This is a genomic window from Rhizobium sp. SYY.PMSO (assembly GCF_046840415.1).
GTDB lineage: Bacteria > Pseudomonadota > Alphaproteobacteria > Rhizobiales > Rhizobiaceae > Rhizobium.
This window is the reverse complement of the sequence record NZ_CP177351.1, coordinates 1,064,821-1,082,166: the sequence shown is the minus strand read 5'-3', so window position 1 is coordinate 1,082,166 and position 17,346 is coordinate 1,064,821. Positions and strand designations below refer to the sequence as shown.

At 61.2% G+C, this 17,346-nt stretch carries 16 protein-coding genes; 14 read left to right on the top strand and 2 right to left on the bottom strand.

From position 1 onward, the window contains the following. Nucleotides 1-2: 2 nt before the first annotated feature. A complete protein-coding gene (locus ACJJVH_RS31635; RefSeq protein WP_162761088.1) occupies nt 3-1,025 on the bottom strand; it encodes an EamA family transporter in 1,023 nt (340 codons plus the stop codon). A gap of 531 nt (nt 1,026-1,556) precedes the next feature. On the opposite strand from ACJJVH_RS31635, the gene ACJJVH_RS31630 reads away from it, so the two are divergent. The 14 genes from ACJJVH_RS31630 to ACJJVH_RS31565 all read left to right on the top strand — a co-directional run bounded on the left by ACJJVH_RS31630 (nt 1,557) and on the right by ACJJVH_RS31565 (nt 16,374). After that, nucleotides 1,557-2,396 (top strand): transporter substrate-binding domain-containing protein, encoded by an 840-nt coding sequence (locus tag ACJJVH_RS31630; RefSeq protein WP_162704045.1) that lies wholly within the window; start codon nt 1,557-1,559, stop codon nt 2,394-2,396. Between the two features lie 82 nt (nt 2,397-2,478). Further along, nucleotides 2,479-3,468, top strand: a complete 990-nt coding sequence (locus tag ACJJVH_RS31625) for an amino acid ABC transporter permease (RefSeq protein WP_113360596.1) — start codon at nt 2,479-2,481, stop codon at nt 3,466-3,468. Between the two features lie 2 nt (nt 3,469-3,470). Then, nucleotides 3,471-4,214, top strand: coding sequence for an amino acid ABC transporter ATP-binding protein (locus ACJJVH_RS31620; protein ID WP_113436789.1), 744 nt, complete (start codon nt 3,471-3,473; stop codon nt 4,212-4,214). A 350-nt stretch (nt 4,215-4,564) separates the two neighbouring features. Beyond that, nucleotides 4,565-5,449: an AraC family transcriptional regulator gene (locus tag ACJJVH_RS31615; protein WP_113436790.1), complete on the top strand. Its 885-nt coding sequence runs from the start codon at nt 4,565-4,567 to the stop codon at nt 5,447-5,449. A 105-nt stretch (nt 5,450-5,554) separates the two neighbouring features. Beyond that, nucleotides 5,555-6,460: an ABC transporter substrate-binding protein gene (locus ACJJVH_RS31610; protein ID WP_112802273.1), complete on the top strand. Its 906-nt coding sequence runs from the start codon at nt 5,555-5,557 to the stop codon at nt 6,458-6,460. Between the two features lie 72 nt (nt 6,461-6,532). After that, nucleotides 6,533-8,032 (top strand): sugar ABC transporter ATP-binding protein, encoded by a 1,500-nt coding sequence (locus ACJJVH_RS31605; protein WP_113436791.1) that lies wholly within the window; start codon nt 6,533-6,535, stop codon nt 8,030-8,032. After that, nucleotides 8,022-8,999 (top strand): ABC transporter permease subunit, encoded by a 978-nt coding sequence (locus tag ACJJVH_RS31600; protein WP_112802218.1) that lies wholly within the window; start codon nt 8,022-8,024, stop codon nt 8,997-8,999. The genes ACJJVH_RS31605 and ACJJVH_RS31600 overlap by 11 nt, the downstream gene beginning before the upstream one ends. A gap of 37 nt (nt 9,000-9,036) precedes the next feature. After that, nucleotides 9,037-9,768, top strand: a complete 732-nt coding sequence (locus ACJJVH_RS31595; protein WP_112802216.1) for an SDR family oxidoreductase — start codon at nt 9,037-9,039, stop codon at nt 9,766-9,768. Between the two features lie 139 nt (nt 9,769-9,907). Next, nucleotides 9,908-10,633: an SDR family oxidoreductase gene (locus ACJJVH_RS31590; protein ID WP_113386290.1), complete on the top strand. Its 726-nt coding sequence runs from the start codon at nt 9,908-9,910 to the stop codon at nt 10,631-10,633. Nucleotides 10,634-11,167: 534 nt separating this feature from the next. Beyond that, nucleotides 11,168-12,697 carry an ABC transporter substrate-binding protein gene (locus ACJJVH_RS31585; protein ID WP_113452760.1) on the top strand — a complete coding sequence of 510 codons (1,530 nt, stop codon included), beginning with the start codon at nt 11,168-11,170 and terminating at the stop codon, nt 12,695-12,697. 74 nt (nt 12,698-12,771) lie between these two features. After that, entirely contained in the window at nt 12,772-13,713 is a 942-nt protein-coding gene (locus ACJJVH_RS31580; RefSeq protein ID WP_412066429.1) for an ABC transporter permease, read from the top strand. After that, nucleotides 13,713-14,597 carry an ABC transporter permease gene (locus tag ACJJVH_RS31575; RefSeq protein WP_112802208.1) on the top strand — a complete coding sequence of 295 codons (885 nt, stop codon included), beginning with the start codon at nt 13,713-13,715 and terminating at the stop codon, nt 14,595-14,597. Before ACJJVH_RS31580 ends, ACJJVH_RS31575 begins: the two co-directional genes overlap by 1 nt. Nucleotides 14,598-14,601: 4 nt before the next feature. Next, complete coding sequence (locus ACJJVH_RS31570; RefSeq protein ID WP_113436793.1) at nt 14,602-15,813, top strand: amidohydrolase/deacetylase family metallohydrolase; 1,212 nt, start codon at nt 14,602-14,604, stop codon at nt 15,811-15,813. 60 nt (nt 15,814-15,873) lie between these two features. Further along, complete coding sequence (locus ACJJVH_RS31565; RefSeq protein WP_412066428.1) at nt 15,874-16,374, top strand: RidA family protein; 501 nt, start codon at nt 15,874-15,876, stop codon at nt 16,372-16,374. Nucleotides 16,375-16,440: 66 nt separating this feature from the next. Here ACJJVH_RS31565 and ACJJVH_RS31560 read toward each other — a convergent pair whose 3' ends face one another. Then, nucleotides 16,441-17,256, bottom strand: coding sequence for an IclR family transcriptional regulator (locus ACJJVH_RS31560; protein ID WP_112802269.1), 816 nt, complete (start codon nt 17,254-17,256; stop codon nt 16,441-16,443). Nucleotides 17,257-17,346 lie beyond the last annotated feature (90 nt).

Here is a 17,346-nt window from a genome sequence, read left to right as displayed (position 1 = left end):
TTTCAAATGGAAGTGTGGCGCGGAGCTGCCATGGCGGCAGGCCTCCGGCGCAACGAGAGGAATGAGCCGATGCCGAAGATGACGACGCCGCAGAGCACCGTGGCGAGAGACAGCCATCCTGTCGCGCTCACGCGTTCTCCGAGCACCAGTACGCCGAGCGTGATGCCGACCATCGGCTGGAAATAGGTGTTCAGCGACGCCGCAGTGGATCCCCACAGCCGGATGAAGTGGAAGAACAGCAAATAGGTGAGAGCGGAGCCGGCGATGCCGAGTTCCAGAATAGCGAGAACGGAGATGAGGCTCGGCGTGCCGATCTGCAATGTGCCGGTCAGCAAGCCCGAGACCAGCAGGTAGAATGCGCCGAGGCCGATTTGCAGGAATGCGATGACGAAAGGATGGACGGCATTGAGGAAGCGGCGCGTATAGACGTTTCCGGCGGCGAACATCGCTGAACTCACGACGATGACCAGTGCCCATGCATTGAAACTGCCGCCTGTTTGCGGCTGAAAACCATACAGTGCGGCAATCCCGGCGAATGCGACGAGAAGGCCGAGCGCGCGCATCGGGTTGAAGCGTTCCGTGCGCATGAGCAGCCACGAAAACAGAAAGGCGAACAAAGGCGTCGTCGCGCTCAGCACGCTTGCAAGCGAGGAATGGACGTGAAGCTGGGCCAGCGTCAGCAGGATATAGGGAACCGCGATGTTCAGCGCGCCGAGAAAGGCGAGATGCATCCATATAACGGGATTACGCGGTAGCCTCAGCCCGCGAATGCGGACAATCGCTCCAAGCACGAGCATTGCCAGGAGCATGCGCAGAACCGGAACGGTGAAGCCGTTGAAGCTGCGAAGAGCGAGTGACGTGAAAAAGAAACTCGACCCCCAGACGCTGAACATCAGCACGTAGAGGCACAGCTGCAGCGCAGGGGCGCGCGAAGGGACGCTGCCGCAGGCTGTCGGCGGTGCGGCTGCGGACGATGTCGTGCTTCCATCGCGATCACCAACGGCTCGAAGAGTGCAAATACGCACGATTTCATCCCTCGACTATTCAGTTTCCAGGTTCTTCCATTGATCGAGGCCGATATCCGGACCGGTCGATTTGGAGGTTGAGGTTGGTCAGTTGCGGATCCAAGCTCCGTCCGTTCTCATGAAGCGCTGCGTTGCCGACCCTTTGCGGGCCTGCCTGGCGGGATGCAGCCGGCACCGGATTCCGGCTTTGAAAAGCTTGCCGTAAGGGTGAACTCATGGGTCGCTTCTGGATGCCTCGTTGCCTCGCCGATCACAGACGGCCACTGAAATATATTTTAAAATATATTATGTCAAGAATCGGATGCGTGTGGAGACTGGATTTTTGTTCGTCTACGCAACGCTTCCTTCTGAGGATTCAGCTTAATATGCTGTTATAAATAGATATTTTAACCGTATTCTTGCAAAGACATGCGATGGCGCCGCAAAGCGATCTCGATATTGACAATATATATCTTGGCGTATACAAAGGTATTTATCGTGCTCAATAAACTAGAGAATGCGCGAGCCAGCCATATCAAAGGGGAATGGATAATGACGAAATCGGGATCTGCAGCAAAGTTGATTGCGTTGCTTGCCGGCGGCATGCTTGCCGCATCCGCGCCGGCGAGCCGCGCGGCGGACGCCAAGTTCCAGACGGCGACGCCAGGAGTTCTGGTCATCGCCACGGAAGTCGGCAATCCGGGCTGGATGAACGGTACCGATCCCGACAATGTCAAGGGTGGAGTCGAATGGGCGATGGCCGAACAGCTCGCCAAGGACTGGGGCATTCCGAAAGTCGTGTTCCGCAACATTTCGTTCACGCCGCTCATCTCAGGCACGGCGACAGGCTACGATATCGGCCTGATGACCATTTTCAAAACGCCAGCGCGCGAGAAGGTGAACAAATACTCCGACTGCTATTATGTCGAGGATTCCGGTGCTTTGGTGAAGAAGGGGACGAAGCTGGCCACGGAAGCGGACGCAAAGAAGCTGCAATGGGGACATGTGACCGGCGGTTATGCCGGCCTGATCCTGCAGAAACTCAGCCCCGACAAGCAGCCGAAGGCCTTCCAGGACGGCCCCACCGAATATAACGCCCTGCTGTCGGGCACGGTCGACGCGATACTCGACGACTTTTCAAGCGTTGCCGGCCGCACGCGCGCTGCCGGTTTTGAAAACACCGAAGTTGCGGGAATTCTTGCCTTGAAGGGCGTGCCCGCGCCGTGCGCCGCCGCCCAGCTTCCCAAATCCGCCCCCGATGGCAATGTATCGGCGCTCAACGCCGAGCTGGCAAAATTCAAGTCCGAAGGGCTGATGAAGAACTGGATGGAGCAGTATCTGGCGCCGAACGGCGTCGATCCTTCGAAGTACAAGCGCATAGAAATACAATAACGTCGGCGAGGGCGGTGGTCGCGACACCGCCGCCTTCCTTTTCGATGACGGCGAAAGCATCCTTTGCGCTGCAGGAGTGATAATGAACGCAATTGAAGACAGCAGCTCTATGGCACGCCGGCTGGAGGCGGTGACGTCGATCCGTCGGGGGCGTTACCTTCTTCTTTCCGTTCTTGGCTTGATATTCTGCCTGCCCGCCGGACTTGTCGGGTTGTTCTACCTGCTGCGTGCGAGACGATCTGCCACGAGCAATCTGCGGCAAAGCCGGGTCGATCTTGCGCGTGGCAAGAGCTGGTCCTGGTTTGCCGTCAGCCTTGGCTGTGCGCTTGCTTTGCTTGGTTTGACGGTCCTTATTTTCGCAGCGAATGGCGGCGCGGTATTCTATACGTTCTTCGACTTCGACCTGCTGCGCGACAATGCCAGCTATATCCTGGGCGGCTTCCTGATCAATATCGAACTCTTCGTCGTCTGCGAGGTTCTTATTCTGATCTGGGCGATGATCGTTGCCGTCGTCCGCGAGATTCCCGGGCCGTCGGCAGCGCCGACCCGCTTCATCGCGGCGGTCTACACGGATGTCTTTCGCGGCATTCCATCGCTTCTGGTCCTGCTGATCATCGGTCTCGGATTGCGGCGAACCGGATTACCGGTGCTTTCCGATCTCACGGATGCCCAGGCGGCATGCCTCGCCCTGACATTGAATTATGGCGCCTATGTCGCGGAAGTATTTCGGGCCGGCCTCCACTCCGTACATTGGAGCCAGGGCGCCGCCGCGCGCTCACTCGGATTAAGCTATGCCAAGACGATGCGATTGGTCATCCTGCCGCAAGCGGTCCGTCATGTCATTCCGCCTTTGCTCAACAGTTTCATCAGTCTTCAGAAGGACACTTCGCTCGTCACCATTCTCGGCGTCCTGGATGCCGTCAACAGAGCGCAGGCAGTTTCAAGCTATAGCGCGAGCCTCGCCCCCTATACAGGCGTCGCCATCTGCTTTCTCGTGATCACGCTGCCCCTGACGCGGCTGACTGAGTACCTCGCCCAGCGGGACCGTCGCGCCCGCCTGTCCCGGAGCTGAAAATGGCCCTCGTAAGCCTTACGAACGTTCAGAAGTATTATGGCAATCACCATGTCATCAAAGGCATCAGTCTTGAGGTCGATCGCCATGAGGTCGCTTGCCTGATCGGTGGTTCGGGCAGCGGCAAATCCACCTTGCTTAGATGCATCAACGGACTGGAGAAGATAGAGGACGGAATGATCACCTTCGACGGGGAGGTCATCACCGATCCCGGAGTGGATCTGGACGCGGTGCGCCAGCATCTTGGCATCGTGTTCCAGAGCTACAATCTGTTTCCCCAGATGAGCGTGGCTGAAAACGTCATGCTGGCTCCGCGTCATGTCCTGCGCATGAACAAGGCCGAGGCGCAGGAGCTTGCATTCGAGATGCTCGCGAAAGTCGGGTTGAGGGACAAGGCGGACGCATATCCCGATCGCCTGTCCGGCGGGCAGCAACAGCGCGTCGCGATCGCCCGGGCACTCGCGATGAGTCCGAAGCTTCTGCTGCTTGACGAAGTCACCTCGGCGCTCGATCCGGAGCTCGTCCAGGAGGTTCTCGGCCTCCTTCGCCAACTGGCCGAGGATGGCATGACGATGATCCTGGCAACGCATGAGATGCAGTTCGCCCGCGAGGTCGCCAGTAAAGTCTATTTTCTGGCGGATGGAGAAGTGCATGAAAGCGGGCTGCCGCATGAGTTTTTCGGCAATCCTCAGAAACCACGCACCCGCGCCTTTCTGAAGCGGGTGCTCGGAAGCGACGCGCTTTGACGCGCGACACCCGCGCCGGGAAATCGCGGCCGCGGTGATTTGCTCTGCAGGAAGCCGCTTTTTCGTGAGGAGCGGCGGAACTGCTTGTTGACGCAACGCATTTTGCGCACGCTCCGCACCGCTTCGGCTCACCAGCCCGCCTGAGCCGGCACGAGCACGCCACTCGACGAGAAATCCGGCAGGGTTGCAGTTTTTGCGCGTGAACGTCAAAAAAGTATCAGACATTTCTCCGCCATGAGGTGGATACTTATCCCCGGGAAAGATTACCGTTGGTAAATCTCGCAGCTGCGCCGGAAAGGGAGACCGGAAGGCTATGCCTTGCAGGGAGGCGACAGGGGAGGAGGAATGTGATGCAGCCGGATCTTGAACTGGTCCATATCCGCAAAGGCGAATCTTTCGCCGCCTGGATGCATGGCTATCCGTTCCGCACGGTGCGCTGGCACTACCATCCCGAATACGAAATCCATCTGGTGGCGGCGACGTCGGGCACCTTCTATATCGGCGACCATGTCGGCAGTTTCGGCCCCGGTCAGTTGATCATGACCGGTCCGAATCTCCCACAGAGCTGGATAAGCGATGTCGGCCCTGAAGAGGTTGTTCCCGTCCATTCGCTGGTGATTCAGTTCCCCGAGGCTTTCATCGAGGATGCAAGCGCCGCCATGGCCGAAATGGAGGCCATCCGTCCGCTGCTCGACCGCAGCCGCCGGGGTCTGCTGTTCGACGACGAAACCAGCGCGGCCGTGCGCCCGCTCATGGAGCGGCTGATCGAGGCGCAGGGGCTGCGCCGCCTTGCTCTCTTCTGGGAAATCCTGGATATCCTGGCGTGCGCTCCCGCTCCCGAGGTGCTGGCCAGTCTTAGCTATGAACTCGACCTTGGCGGCGTTCATCACGGCGGGATCAACCGCGCGCTGTCCTATTTGCGGGAACATCTGATCGAGCAGATCGAGGAAGCGGAGCTCGCCCGCATGCTGGGCCAGAGCCCGAGCGCCTTTTCCCGCGCTTTCAAGCGTCATACCGGCACGACGCTGGTGCGCTACCGCAATCAGCTCCGCATCGATCTTGCCTGCCAGATGCTGCTGACCGCGCCGGAGGCGGCGGTGGCCAAGATCTGCTACGATGTCGGCTTTTCCAACTTGTCGAACTTCAACCGGCACTTCCTCAAGTTGAAGGGCATGGCGCCTTCTGAATTCCGTCACACATTCGCGGCCAACAAGGCATTCGCCATGGCCGGCTGACCTCAACCCAACCCGCAAGACACAGCCATTCATGCATCCGGACGGCAGGCGCCGTTCCGGCAACGGCAGGTCGTTCCTGCTTTCACGTTAAGGGAGAAAACAATGATGAAGAAGATGCTTCTCGCCGCCACCGCGCTGGTCGTGCTCGCCGCTGCTCCGGCCTTCGCGCAGGACAAGCTGAAGATCGGCATGAGCTTCCAGGAGCTGAACAATCCTTTCTTCGTGCTCATGCAGAAAACGCTGCAGGAGGAAGCTGCCAGCATCGGCGCGGAAGTCGTCGTCACCGATGCGGCCCATAACGTGGCCAAGCAGATCTCGGACGTCGAGGACATGCTGCAACAGAACATCGACATCCTCCTGCTGAATCCGACCGACAGCGCGGGAGTGGAAGCCGCCGTCAAGGCCGCCAAGGACAAGGGCGTGATCGTGGTCGCGGTCGACGCCAACGCCTCCGGCCCCGTCGACACCTTCGTCGGCTCGAAGAATCGCGACGCGGGCTATATGTCGTGCAAGTATCTGGGTGAAGCGCTCGGCGGCAAGGGCGAGGTTGCGATTCTGGACGGGATCGCCGTCGTGCCGATCCTGCAACGCGTCGAGGGTTGCAAAGCCGCGCTTGCGGAATTCAAGGACATCAAGCTCGTCGATACCCAGAACGGCCGTCAGGATCGCTCGGTCGCCCTCGGCGTGACCGAGAACCTGATCCAGTCGCATCCGAAACTTGCTGGCATCTTCTCGGTCAATGACGGCGGCGCGATGGGTGCGCTTGCGGCAATCCAGGAAAGCGGCAAGGACATCAAGCTGACGTCGGTCGACGGTGCGCCCGAAGTGGTCAAGGCAATTGCCGACGGCACGCCCTTCATCGAAACCACTGCCCAGTTCCCGCGCGATCAGGTGCGCGTGGCGCTGGGGATGGCGCTGGCCCTGAAATGGGGCGCGCGCGTGGTGCCGAAGGAAGTGCCGATCGACGTCCGCGTGGTCGACAAGAAAAACGCCGAAGGCTTCAGCTGGTAACGGTTTCCTCCCCGAGTCCGTCCCCGGTCGCAAGCCGGGGGCGGGCTTGTCCTTAACCCACAGGAGATTTCGATGCTGGAACTGGCCGGGATCCGCAAGAGCTTTGGCGCGATCGAGATTTTGCGCGGCGTCGATCTGACCCTGCGCCCAGGCGAGATTCATGCTCTTCTTGGCGAAAACGGCGCGGGCAAGTCCACGCTGATGAAGATCCTGTGCGGCATCCTTCAGCCGAGCGAAGGCACAATCCGGCTGGACGGCGCCGAGCGCCGCTTCGCCAACTACGACGAGGCGATCGCGGCGGGAGTCGGTGTCGTCTTTCAGGAATTCAGCCTGATCCCCTGGTTGAACGCGATCGAGAATATCTTCCTCGCGCGCGAGAAGACGAACCGGCTCGGCCTGCTCGACCGCCGGGCCATGCGCGCGCGCGCGGCCGAGCTGATGCGCAAGCTTTCCGTCGAGATCGATCTCGACCTGCCCGTCAATCGCCTGTCGGTTGCCGAGCAGCAATTCGTGGAAATCGCCAAGGCATTGGCGCTCGATGCGAGATTCCTCGTCCTCGACGAGCCGACAGCGACACTGACCCCGGCGGAGGTCGAGCATCTGTTTAAAGTGATGCGCGAGCTTCGCCGGCAGGGCGTGGCGATCGTTTTCATCTCGCACCATCTCGAAGAGATTTTCGAGATCTGCGACCGCATCACCATACTGCGCGATGGTGCTTTCATCGCCACCTGCGCGGTGTCCGACGTCGACAACGACCGTCTGGTGGAGATGATGGTCGGCCGCAGGCTCGACCAGAGTTTCCCTCCCAAGCCGCCTGCCCAGATCCGCCCTCCGGTGCTGCAGATCGAGGAGCTGCAGCTTCGCAGGGGCGGCCCCGTCTCGCGATTCGAATTGCGCCAGGGGGAAATCCTCGGTTTTGCGGGCCTCGTCGGTTCGGGGCGCACCGAAACCGTGCTTGCCATGCTCGGCGCCTTGCCCGCCGCGCGCTGCAAGATGAGGCTGGACGGCGTCGAGAAACGTTTTGCCGGACCGGATGAAGGGCTGATGCACGGCATCGGCCTTTTGCCCGAGAGCCGCAAGGAACAGGGGCTGATCACCAGCTTCTCGATTCTTCAAAACATCTCGCTGAACAACTATGGCAGATACCGGCGCGCGCACTGGTTCATCGACCTGAAGAAGGAGCGTGCCGCGACCGAGGCCGCCATGGCCCAGGTTCGCGTCAAGGCGTCCGGCCCGATGGCGCGTGTCGATACGTTGTCGGGTGGCAATCAGCAGAAGGTGGTCATTGCGCGCTGGCTGAACCATGACATGCGCGTGCTGATCTTCGATGAGCCGACGCGCGGCATCGATGTCGGCGCCAAGACGGAGATTTACGCGCTGATGCGCGAATACACGGCCGCCGGGCATTCCATCATAATGATCTCGTCCGAACTGCCGGAGATGGTCGGGATGTCGGATCGGGTCTGCGTATTCCGTTCAGGCGGCATCGTCGCAACGGTCGAAGGCGAGCGTATCACATCGGAGGAAATCATGACCCTTGCCACAACCGGGAGAGTGGAACATGTCGCATAATGCAGTGAAAGACACAGGCGTCAGCGCAGGTGGGCTCTTGCTTGGCCGGACGATCCATTCACCTCTCGCACTGCCTTTTGCCGGGTTGATCGTGGTCTCGATCCTGATGGGGATCGCGAGCGACGACTTCTTCAGCCTCAGCAACATCATGAACGTATTGCGGCAGGTCTCGATAAACGGAATCATTGCGGTGGGCATGACCATGGTCATCCTGACCGGCGGAATCGACTTGTCGGTCGGTGCGGTGATGGCGCTGGTCGGCACGCTGATTGCCGGATTAACGGTGAATGCCGGCCTGCCGGGCAGTGTGGCACTGGTCGCAGCATTGGCGGCCGGCCTCGGGATCGGACTGTTGAACGGGTTGCTCGTCGCCTGGGGCCGGATGCCCGCGATTATCGTAACGCTCGCCACGATGGGCATGGCGCGCGGCCTTGGACTGATCTATTCGGGCGGCTATCCGATCAGCGGAATCCCTGGCTGGATCTCATGGTTCGGAGTGGGGCGCATCGGTTTCGTCCCCGTGCCGGTCATCCTGATGGTCGTCATCTACGCTGTGGCCTGGGTGCTGCTCAACCGTACCGCTTTCGGGCGCCATGTCTATGCCATCGGCGGCAACGAACTGGCCGCGAAGCTGTCGGGTGTGAAGACGCAGCGGATCAAGCTTGCCGTCTACGGCATCTCGGGATTGACGGCCGCGCTTGCGGCGGTCGTATTGACCGGGCGCCTGATGAGTGGCCAGCCCAATGCCGGAGTGGGCTTCGAGCTGGATGCCATCGCGGCGGTCGTGCTCGGCGGCTCTTCGATCGCAGGCGGGCGGGGAGCGATCATTGGAACGCTGATCGGGGCCGTGCTTCTCGGTATCCTGAACAACGGCCTCAATCTGATGGGCATCAACCCTTATCTTCAGGACGTCATCAAGGGCGGCATCATATTGCTCGCCATCTATATCGGGCGCGAATGGCGCTGAGCTTTCCACGGACCTTTTACAACCAGGAGCGAACACAATGTCCAAATCTCTCGACGGCAAGATTGCCGTTGTCACCGGTGCTGCCTCCGGCATCGGGCTTGCCACGACCGAGGCGCTTTTGGCCCACGGCGCGATAGTCGTGATGGTCGACCGCAACGAAGCCGCGCTGAAGGATCTGACAGCGCGGCTCGGACCGAACGCAGTGGCGCAAGTCACCGATCTTTTGAATGCCGAAAGCTGCGCCGCCATGGTGCCCGAGGTGTTGGCGAAGGTCGATCGCATTGATATCCTCTATTGCAATGCGGGGATCTACATCGGCGGCGACCTCCAGGACACGACGGACGAGGCGATCGATCGGATGCTCAATCTGAACGTGAACGCGGTGATGAAGAACGTCCGCGACGTGCTGCCCCATATGATCGACCGCAAGACCGGCGACATCGTCGTGACATGCTCGATCGCCGGACATTTCCCGACCTATTGGGAACCGGTCTATTCCGGTTCGAAATGGGCGATCACGAGTTTCGTGCAGGGGATGCGACGGCAGATGATACCGCATGGCGTGCGGGTGATGCAGGTTTCGCCCGGCCCCGTGGTCTCTGCATTGTTGGCCGACTGGCCGGAGGAGAACCTGCGCAAGGCGAAGGAATCGGGGAGCCTGATAGACCCGTCCGAGGTTGCGGATGCCGTGCTCTACATGCTGACGCGGAAGCGAACGGTGACGATACGCGACATGATCGTGCTTCCCACCAACTTCGATCGCGTCTGAGACGGGCAGGGCGGCGATGGGCGTTCGATCACGCAGCCCGGATGCCGCGTGCGGCAACGCCCTCGTCGCGCCGGGTGTGATATCCATGCGGGCGACGCAAGTTATGTTTCAACCCGTCTGAACCCGCCAAGGAGAGATCATGCAGTTCACCGGAAAATCCGTCATCGTCACGGGCGCAGGCAAGGGGATCGGCCGCGCATGCGCACAGCTGATGGCCGCCCGCGGCGCCGAAGTCATCGCGATCAGTCGCACGCAATCCGATCTCGACAGCCTGCGGGCGGAGATCGGCGGGCGAGGCATCTGCGTCGATCTGGCCGATCCCGTTGCGGCGCGTCAGGCGATGCTCGAGGCGGGAACCTGCGATTTCCTGATCAACAGCGCGGGTATCAACGTGCTGGAGAGCGTCATCGAAATGACCGATGCGGGATACGAAGCCGTGCTGGGCATCAATCTGCGCGCGGCGCTGATCTGCTGCCAGGAGTTTGCCCGCGCCCGCCTCTCGGCAGGCGGCGGCGGGGCGATCGTCAACATCACCTCTATTGCCGGGCATCGCGGCTTTCAGGATCATCTCTGCTACGCGGCCTCGAAGGCCGGCCTGGAAGGGGCAACCCGCGTGATGGCCAAGGAACTCGGCCTGCATGGCATCCGCGTCAATGCCGTCGCGCCGACGATCACGCTGACCGAACTGGCCGTGGAAGCCTGGAGTGATCCGGCCAAGAGCGCGGCGATGATGGTGCGCCATCCGCTCAACCGTTTCGCCGAAGTGGAGGAGGTGGCACAGGCGATCGCTCTGCTGCTGTCCGACGACAGCGCAATGGTAACTGGCGCCGTACTACCCATTGACGGCGGGTTCCTCGCGGTTTGACACCTCCACCGAAGTAGCGCCCGGTCTTTCTTCCTTATTGGAAGAAGCGCTTCCACAGGTAATGGAACACATCTTTTCGGACATGGAAGAACGTGTGCCGAGACCATCAGTTTGCCCGTGAAGGTGAGCAGGCTCACTGCCGCCTTCGCCGGCCAATTGAGAGACTCCGCCAAGGTCGTCTCGCTCTATCCTCAAATCGCCGGTATGATCTCCTCGACCGGGAAGCCCGGCAACGCTGCGCGGGCGATTTTCGCCTTCGGCCCATGCTGCGGCCGAGGAAGGTTTTTGCTCCTTTGGCCGGATCGCAGATGGCATCTGCCTGCCGCGTTTTTCCGGCTTTCAAAGGCGGGCCCGGTTGACACGAAAGCCGGGCGACAACGCCTGACGGCAACCGAGACCCACTCGCTGCGGCAGGCCGCGATCCCTCCCTCTTCTTTTGCGGCTGCCTTTCCGCTCTTGACACAAACTCTCGCCGGTCTATTATTCCACTATTAAATCTTCTATTCCATAATTGGATAATAAAGGGAGAGGGGAATGAAACATCTCAAACTTACAGCGCTTGTTTCCGCGGCCTTGATCGCATCTGCGCCGTTTACTTTTGCGCAACAGAAGGGCGGGGTGATCACCGTTGCGACGATCGGCGAGCCGCCGACGCTGGATCCGATGGTTTCGACCGCCGATCTGGTCGGCATCGTCAGCCAGCATATTTTCGAAACGCTCTATACTTTCGACGCCAGCTGGAAGCCGACGCCGCTTCTGGCAGCGGCGCTGCCGGACATCAGCGCCGACGGCAAGACCTATGTGATCAAGCTCCGGCAAGGCGTGAAATTCCACGACGGCACGGAGATGACGTCGAAGGACGTCGTCGCGTCGCTTGAGCGCTGGACCAAGGTGGCCTCGCGCGGCAAGCAGACCGCCACCATGATCCAGAAGATCGAGGCGGTCGATCCGCTGACGGTCAGGATCACGCTCTCTGCACCCTATGCGCCGCTGGTTTCGCTGCTCGCCTTCAACAATTCGGCGGCGATCATCTTGCCCGCTTCCAAGCAGGCGGAGCCTTTGACCGAATTCATCGGCACCGGGCCTTACAAGTTGAAGGAGCGCAAGCCGGACCAGTATATCCAGCTCGAGCGCTTCGACGGCTATCAGTCCCCTCCGGGCGACAGCAACGGCTATGGCGGCGCGCGCCACCAATATCTGGATGAGATCCGCTTCGTGCCGGTGCCCGACGCCAATACGCGTGTCGAGGCGGCGATTTCCGGCCAGTATGACTATGTGGATTCCATTCCGGTCGAATCCTACGACCGCATCAAGAGTTCGGATGCGTCCGAGCCCGTCATGCTGAAGCCTTTCGGAATGGCGGTTTTCGTTCTCAATTCCGGCGAGGGCATCACCAAGAACAAGGCGCTTCGCCAGGCCGTGCAGGTCGCGCTCGGCGACGAGGACATGATGATCGCCGCCTTCGGGTCCAAGGATTTCTATTCGGCGGACGCTGCGCTCTATCCGGAGGGTTTCGCCTGGCATACGCAAGCGGGCGTCGAGGGGCACTATAACGTCGCCGACCCTGCGAAAGCGGGCGAATTGCTGAAGCAGGCGGGTTACAAGGGCGAGCCGCTCCGCATCCTGACCAGCCGCCAGTACGAGTTCCACTACAAGATGGCGCAGGTTGCAGCCGAATATCTGAAGGCGGCCGGCTTCACGGTCGATCTTCAGGTGGTGGACTGGGCGACACTGACCCAGCGCCGTGGCGATCCCAAGCTCTGGGACATCTACATCACCCACTCGCCCTTCCTGCCGGAGCCGTCCCTGATCGGCATGTTGTCGACCAGCGCACCGGGCCACTGGGACACGCCGGACCGGGCCAAGGCGGTGAATGCCTTCAATGCGGAATCCGACCCGCAGAAGCGCGTGGCTCTATGGGCCGACGTGCAGAAGGTGATCATGGACGAAGTGCCGTTCATCAAGGTCGGCGATTTCAACGCGGTTTCCGCCAAGTCCAGGAAGCTGGAGGGGGTAACGCCGGCGCCGTGGCCCTATTTCTGGAATGCATCGGTAAAGCAATAACGCGATGAATCCGGCCGGGCCAGCCCGGCCGGAGCTCGCATACTCCCGTTGAAACGCCGGAACCGTCATACGTCATGATACGCTACATAATTCAAAGATTGATCGGCATGATCGTCGTGATGTTTCTGGTCGTTACGATCGTTTTCATCATCGTCCGTGTTACGCCGGGCGATCCGGCGGCGGTGATGCTGGGGCCGGACGCCACGCAGGCCGATGTCGCCGCCCTGCGGGCGCAGATGGGGCTCGATCAGCCGCTGATCTTGCAGTACGTCTATTATATCGGCAGTCTGCTGAAAGGCGATCTCGGCCAATCGATCTTCCTCAACCAACCGGTGCTGACCGCGCTCGGCGACCGCGCGGAACCCACCTTCTTCCTGACGTTGTTTTCGATCATCATCGCGTGCGTCGTCGCCTTGCCGGTGGGCATCTACGCCGCTTACCAGCGCGGCTCCCTTGTCGATCAGGCCGCGACCACGCTCGCCATGCTTGCCGCGAGCATTCCAAGCTTCTGGCTCGGCCTGTTGCTGATCCAGTTTTTCGCCGTGCGTCACGGCTGGTTCCCGGTGTCGGGCTATGGCGGGCCGGATGCGGGCTTTCTTGACCGCATGTGGCATCTGAGCTTGCCGGCGATCGCCCTCGGGCTGGTTTCCTCCGCGCTGATCCTGCGTTTCACCCGCGCATCGATGCTCGATGTTCTCAGCGACGATTATGTGCGCACGGCGCGCGCCAAGGGGCTGGATGAGCGGCGTGTCATTCTCAAGCATGCATTGAAGAACGCCTTGATCCCGATCATCACCGTCATCGGCCTCACCATGGCCGTGCTGATTTCGGGCGCGGTGGTCACAGAGACCGTGTTCGGCCTGCCTGGTGTCGGCAATCTGGTGGTGTCCGCGGTGCTGCGGCGCGACTATCCCGTCATTCAGGGCGCGCTTCTCATTATCGCCGCGCTGTACGTGCTGATCAATTTTGCCATCGACATGCTTTACCTGCTGGTCGATCCGAGGGTGCGCTACTGATGACCGATACCGCCATCGAACCCGTCATTGCCGCCGGCTCCCGAAGCGAACGCGCAAAATTCCTGCGCCGGCTTTTGAAGCGCAAGACCGTTGCCGTCGGTCTCGCGATCCTGATCGTCTTCGCGCTGCTCGCGATTCTGGCGCCGTGGATCGCGCCGTACAACCCTTACAAGCTCTCGATCGTCAATCGCCTCAAGCCGCCCTCGGGCGTCTATTGGTTCGGCACGGACGAGTTCGGGCGCGACGTCTTTTCGCGCACCATCTATGCGGGGCGGCTGTCGCTGCTCGTCGGGGCCGCCGTGGTCACGCTCACCTCCGTCATCGGCGTGACGATGGGGCTGCTGGCGGGCTTCTTTCCGAAGCTCGACGCGCCCGTCGCCCGGCTCATCGATGCGATGATGGCTTTCCCCGACATCCTGCTGGCGATCGCGCTGGTCGCGGCGCTGGGGCCGTCTCTGGCGACGGTGATCGTGGCGCTGTCCATCGTTTATGCGCCGCGCCTTGCCCGCGTGGTGCGCGCCTCGACATTGGTGATCCGCGAACTGCCCTATGTCGAGGCTGCCGTCTCCATGGGCGTATCGACGCCGCATATCCTGACGCGCCATGTGCTGCGCAATCTGGTCTCGCCGATCATGGTGCAAGCCACGTTCCTGTTCGCGAGCGCCATGCTGGCGGAAGCGGGCCTGTCCTTCCTCGGTCTCGGCGTCAGCCCGGAAATTCCCACCTGGGGCACGATGATCGCGGCGGGCCGTCAATATGTCGGGCAAGCCGACTGGATGACGCTGTTTCCCGGCGCCGCCATCGTTCTTTCCGTGCTGTCGCTGCAAATGGTGGGCGACGGTTTCCGCGATCTTCTCGATCCCCGCCTGAAAAAGGATATATGATCTCATGCTGGCGCATGCTTCGTCTAATGTCTCGCTGCTTATTGCCAACGTCAAACCCGTGGCTCTGGGTGCTGACGGCCATGCCGGGCCCGTCGACATCCTCGTCGGCGCCGACGGCAGGATCGCCGCGGTCGGCAAGGATCTGCCCCGCGCCGACGCCGGACGGGTGATCGATGGCAAGGGCGCGTGGATTTCGCCCGGCTGGACCGATCTTCATGCGCATGTCTGGCATGGCGGCACGGATATTTCCGTCCGGCCCAATCTGTGCGGCGTGCAGCGCGGCGTGACCACCATCGTCGATGCCGGCTCGGCGGGCGAAGCCAATTTTCACGGCTTTCGCGAATATATCATCGAGCAATCGCGCGAGCGCATCAAAGCGTTCCTCAATCTCGGCTCCATCGGCCTCGTCGCCTGCAACCGCGTCAGCGAACTCAGCGACATCCGCTCCATCGATCTCGACCGCATCGTTGCCTGCTATGAGGCCAATCGCGAGCACATCGTCGGCATCAAGGTGCGTGCGAGCCATGTCATCACCGGCTCGTGGGGCGTCACGCCGGTCAAGGTCGGCAAGAAGATCGCAAAGATCCTGAAGATCCCGATGATGGTGCATGTGGGCGAGCCGCCCGCGCTCTATGACGAAGTGCTGGAAATTCTCGGCCCCGGCGATATCGTGACCCACTGCTTCAACGGCAAGGTCGGCAGCAGCATCATCGAGGACGAGGACCTGTTCCAGCTGGCCGAGCGTTGCGCGAAAGACGGCATTCGCCTCGATATCGGCCATGGCGGCGCGTCCTTCTCGTTCAGGGTCGCGGAAATAGCCATCCAGCGCGGCCTGCTGCCGTTTTCCATTTCCACCGATGTCCATCTGCGTAGCATGAACCAGTCGGTCTGGGATCTGGGCACCACCATGTCGAAGCTCCTGAGTGTCGGGATGCCGTTCGAAAAGGTCGTGGACGCGGTGACGCACGCTCCGGCGGAAGTGATCCGCCTGCCGATGAACGACTTGCTGAAGCCCGGCGCACGCAGCGAGTTCACGATCTTCGACCTTGTCGATACCGAATTGTCCGTGGTGGATTCGCTCGGTCACAAGGCGACGCTCGATCGGCTTTTCGAACCGCGCTACGCCATAATCGGCGGCGACGTCTTCGCGGCCGCCCGTTACCAGCCGGACGCCGTGGACTGTGTCGACCACAGCCATGGCTATGATTACCGCTGATCATATCGAGCAAAATGAGGGTGGCTGCCGTTTGCGCGCCGCCGAATGACAGGAGTTCCCGTGCCGACCCGTACCGCGCATTCAACGACCGGCGAAGATATCGATCCCTATGAACGCCTGGAAGCCCTCGGCATCCAGCTTCCCGACGCGCCGCCGCCGATCGCCAATTTCGTCACCCATGTCCAGGAGGGCAATGTGCTCTACCTGTCGGGGCAGGGCCCGCTCGAAACCGACGGCACGCTTTACAAGGGCAAGGTCGGCAGCGCGGTCTCGGTCGAGGAAGCCTACGGGCACGCGCGCCTGACGGGGATCAACCTCCTCGCCGTCATGCATCACGCCCTGGGCGATCTCAACCGGGTAAAGCGTATCGTCAAGCTGTTAGGCATGGTCAATGCCGAACCGGAATTCGACGAGCATCCGCGTGTGATCAACGGCTGCTCCGATCTTTTCATCGAAGTGTTCGGCTCGGCCGGTCATCATGCGCGCTCGGCCGTCGGCGTCGGCTCGCTTCCCAACAATATTTCCGTCGAGATCGAAGCCATCGTGGCCTTGCACGAATAGGGCAGCCCCGGACGTGCGTGGCGATTTTCCGTTCGGAACCGCAGCACGACAAAGAGACAGGATGGATCAATGATTGCGCCAGCCCATCGCCTTCTCGATCCGCTCGGCGGACTGCCGGACGCTTTCGGTATAGTGTGCCGGGTTGTCCATGATTTTCTGTTCGGGCAGCACGATCGAGATGGTGGCGACGCAGGCGCCCTTCTCGTTGCAGATGGGCGAGGCGATGCAGGCGACCGCATAGTCGGATTCGCCGGCCTGAACCGAAAAGCGCTGCGCGAAGGCGCGCTTGGCCGCATCGGACAGCGTCTGCGGATCGGTGTCGGCCCGACCGGTGGGCGAGGCGGTCGCGCAGCGCGTGAACAGCGCCAGCCGCTCCTCGTCGGGCAGGTGGCCGACCAGCAAGCGGCCCGACGCCGTCCAGTTGAGCGGAACACGGGTGCCGACCCGCGAGGTCACCTGAAAATGGCCGGGACCATCGGCCATGGCCAGCACTTGCATATGATCGCCGTCCAGCCCGCAAAGCTGGATCGTCTCGCCCATCTGGCGGCAAAGATCGTGCATTTCGCTGTTGGCGACGCTCAGGAAATCCAGCGAGCGCGCATAGGCGAGGCCGTAACGGTAAAGCCGGTCGCCGAGCCAGAGATTGCCGTCGGCGCTGCGCGACAGAAGGCCCTTTTCGACCATGTCCTCCACGATCACATAGACGGTGGAGAGCGGTGCGCCGATGGACTTGGCGATGGCGTAGGCGCCGCTCGGCCGGCCGGTGTCGTACAGGAAATCGAGGACTTGCAGCACGCGGTCGATGCCGCTGACACGCGAGCGACGCGCGGCTTTTTCCGTGGCGTCCGCAGGCGCGGTTTTCAGAGCTTGTTCGGCAGGCATGAAACGGGCTCCATCGAAAATTCGGTTGCGAAGCACACTCCCGGCAACGGGGGCGAAATCGATCAATTATTACATAAACAGGAAATAGAT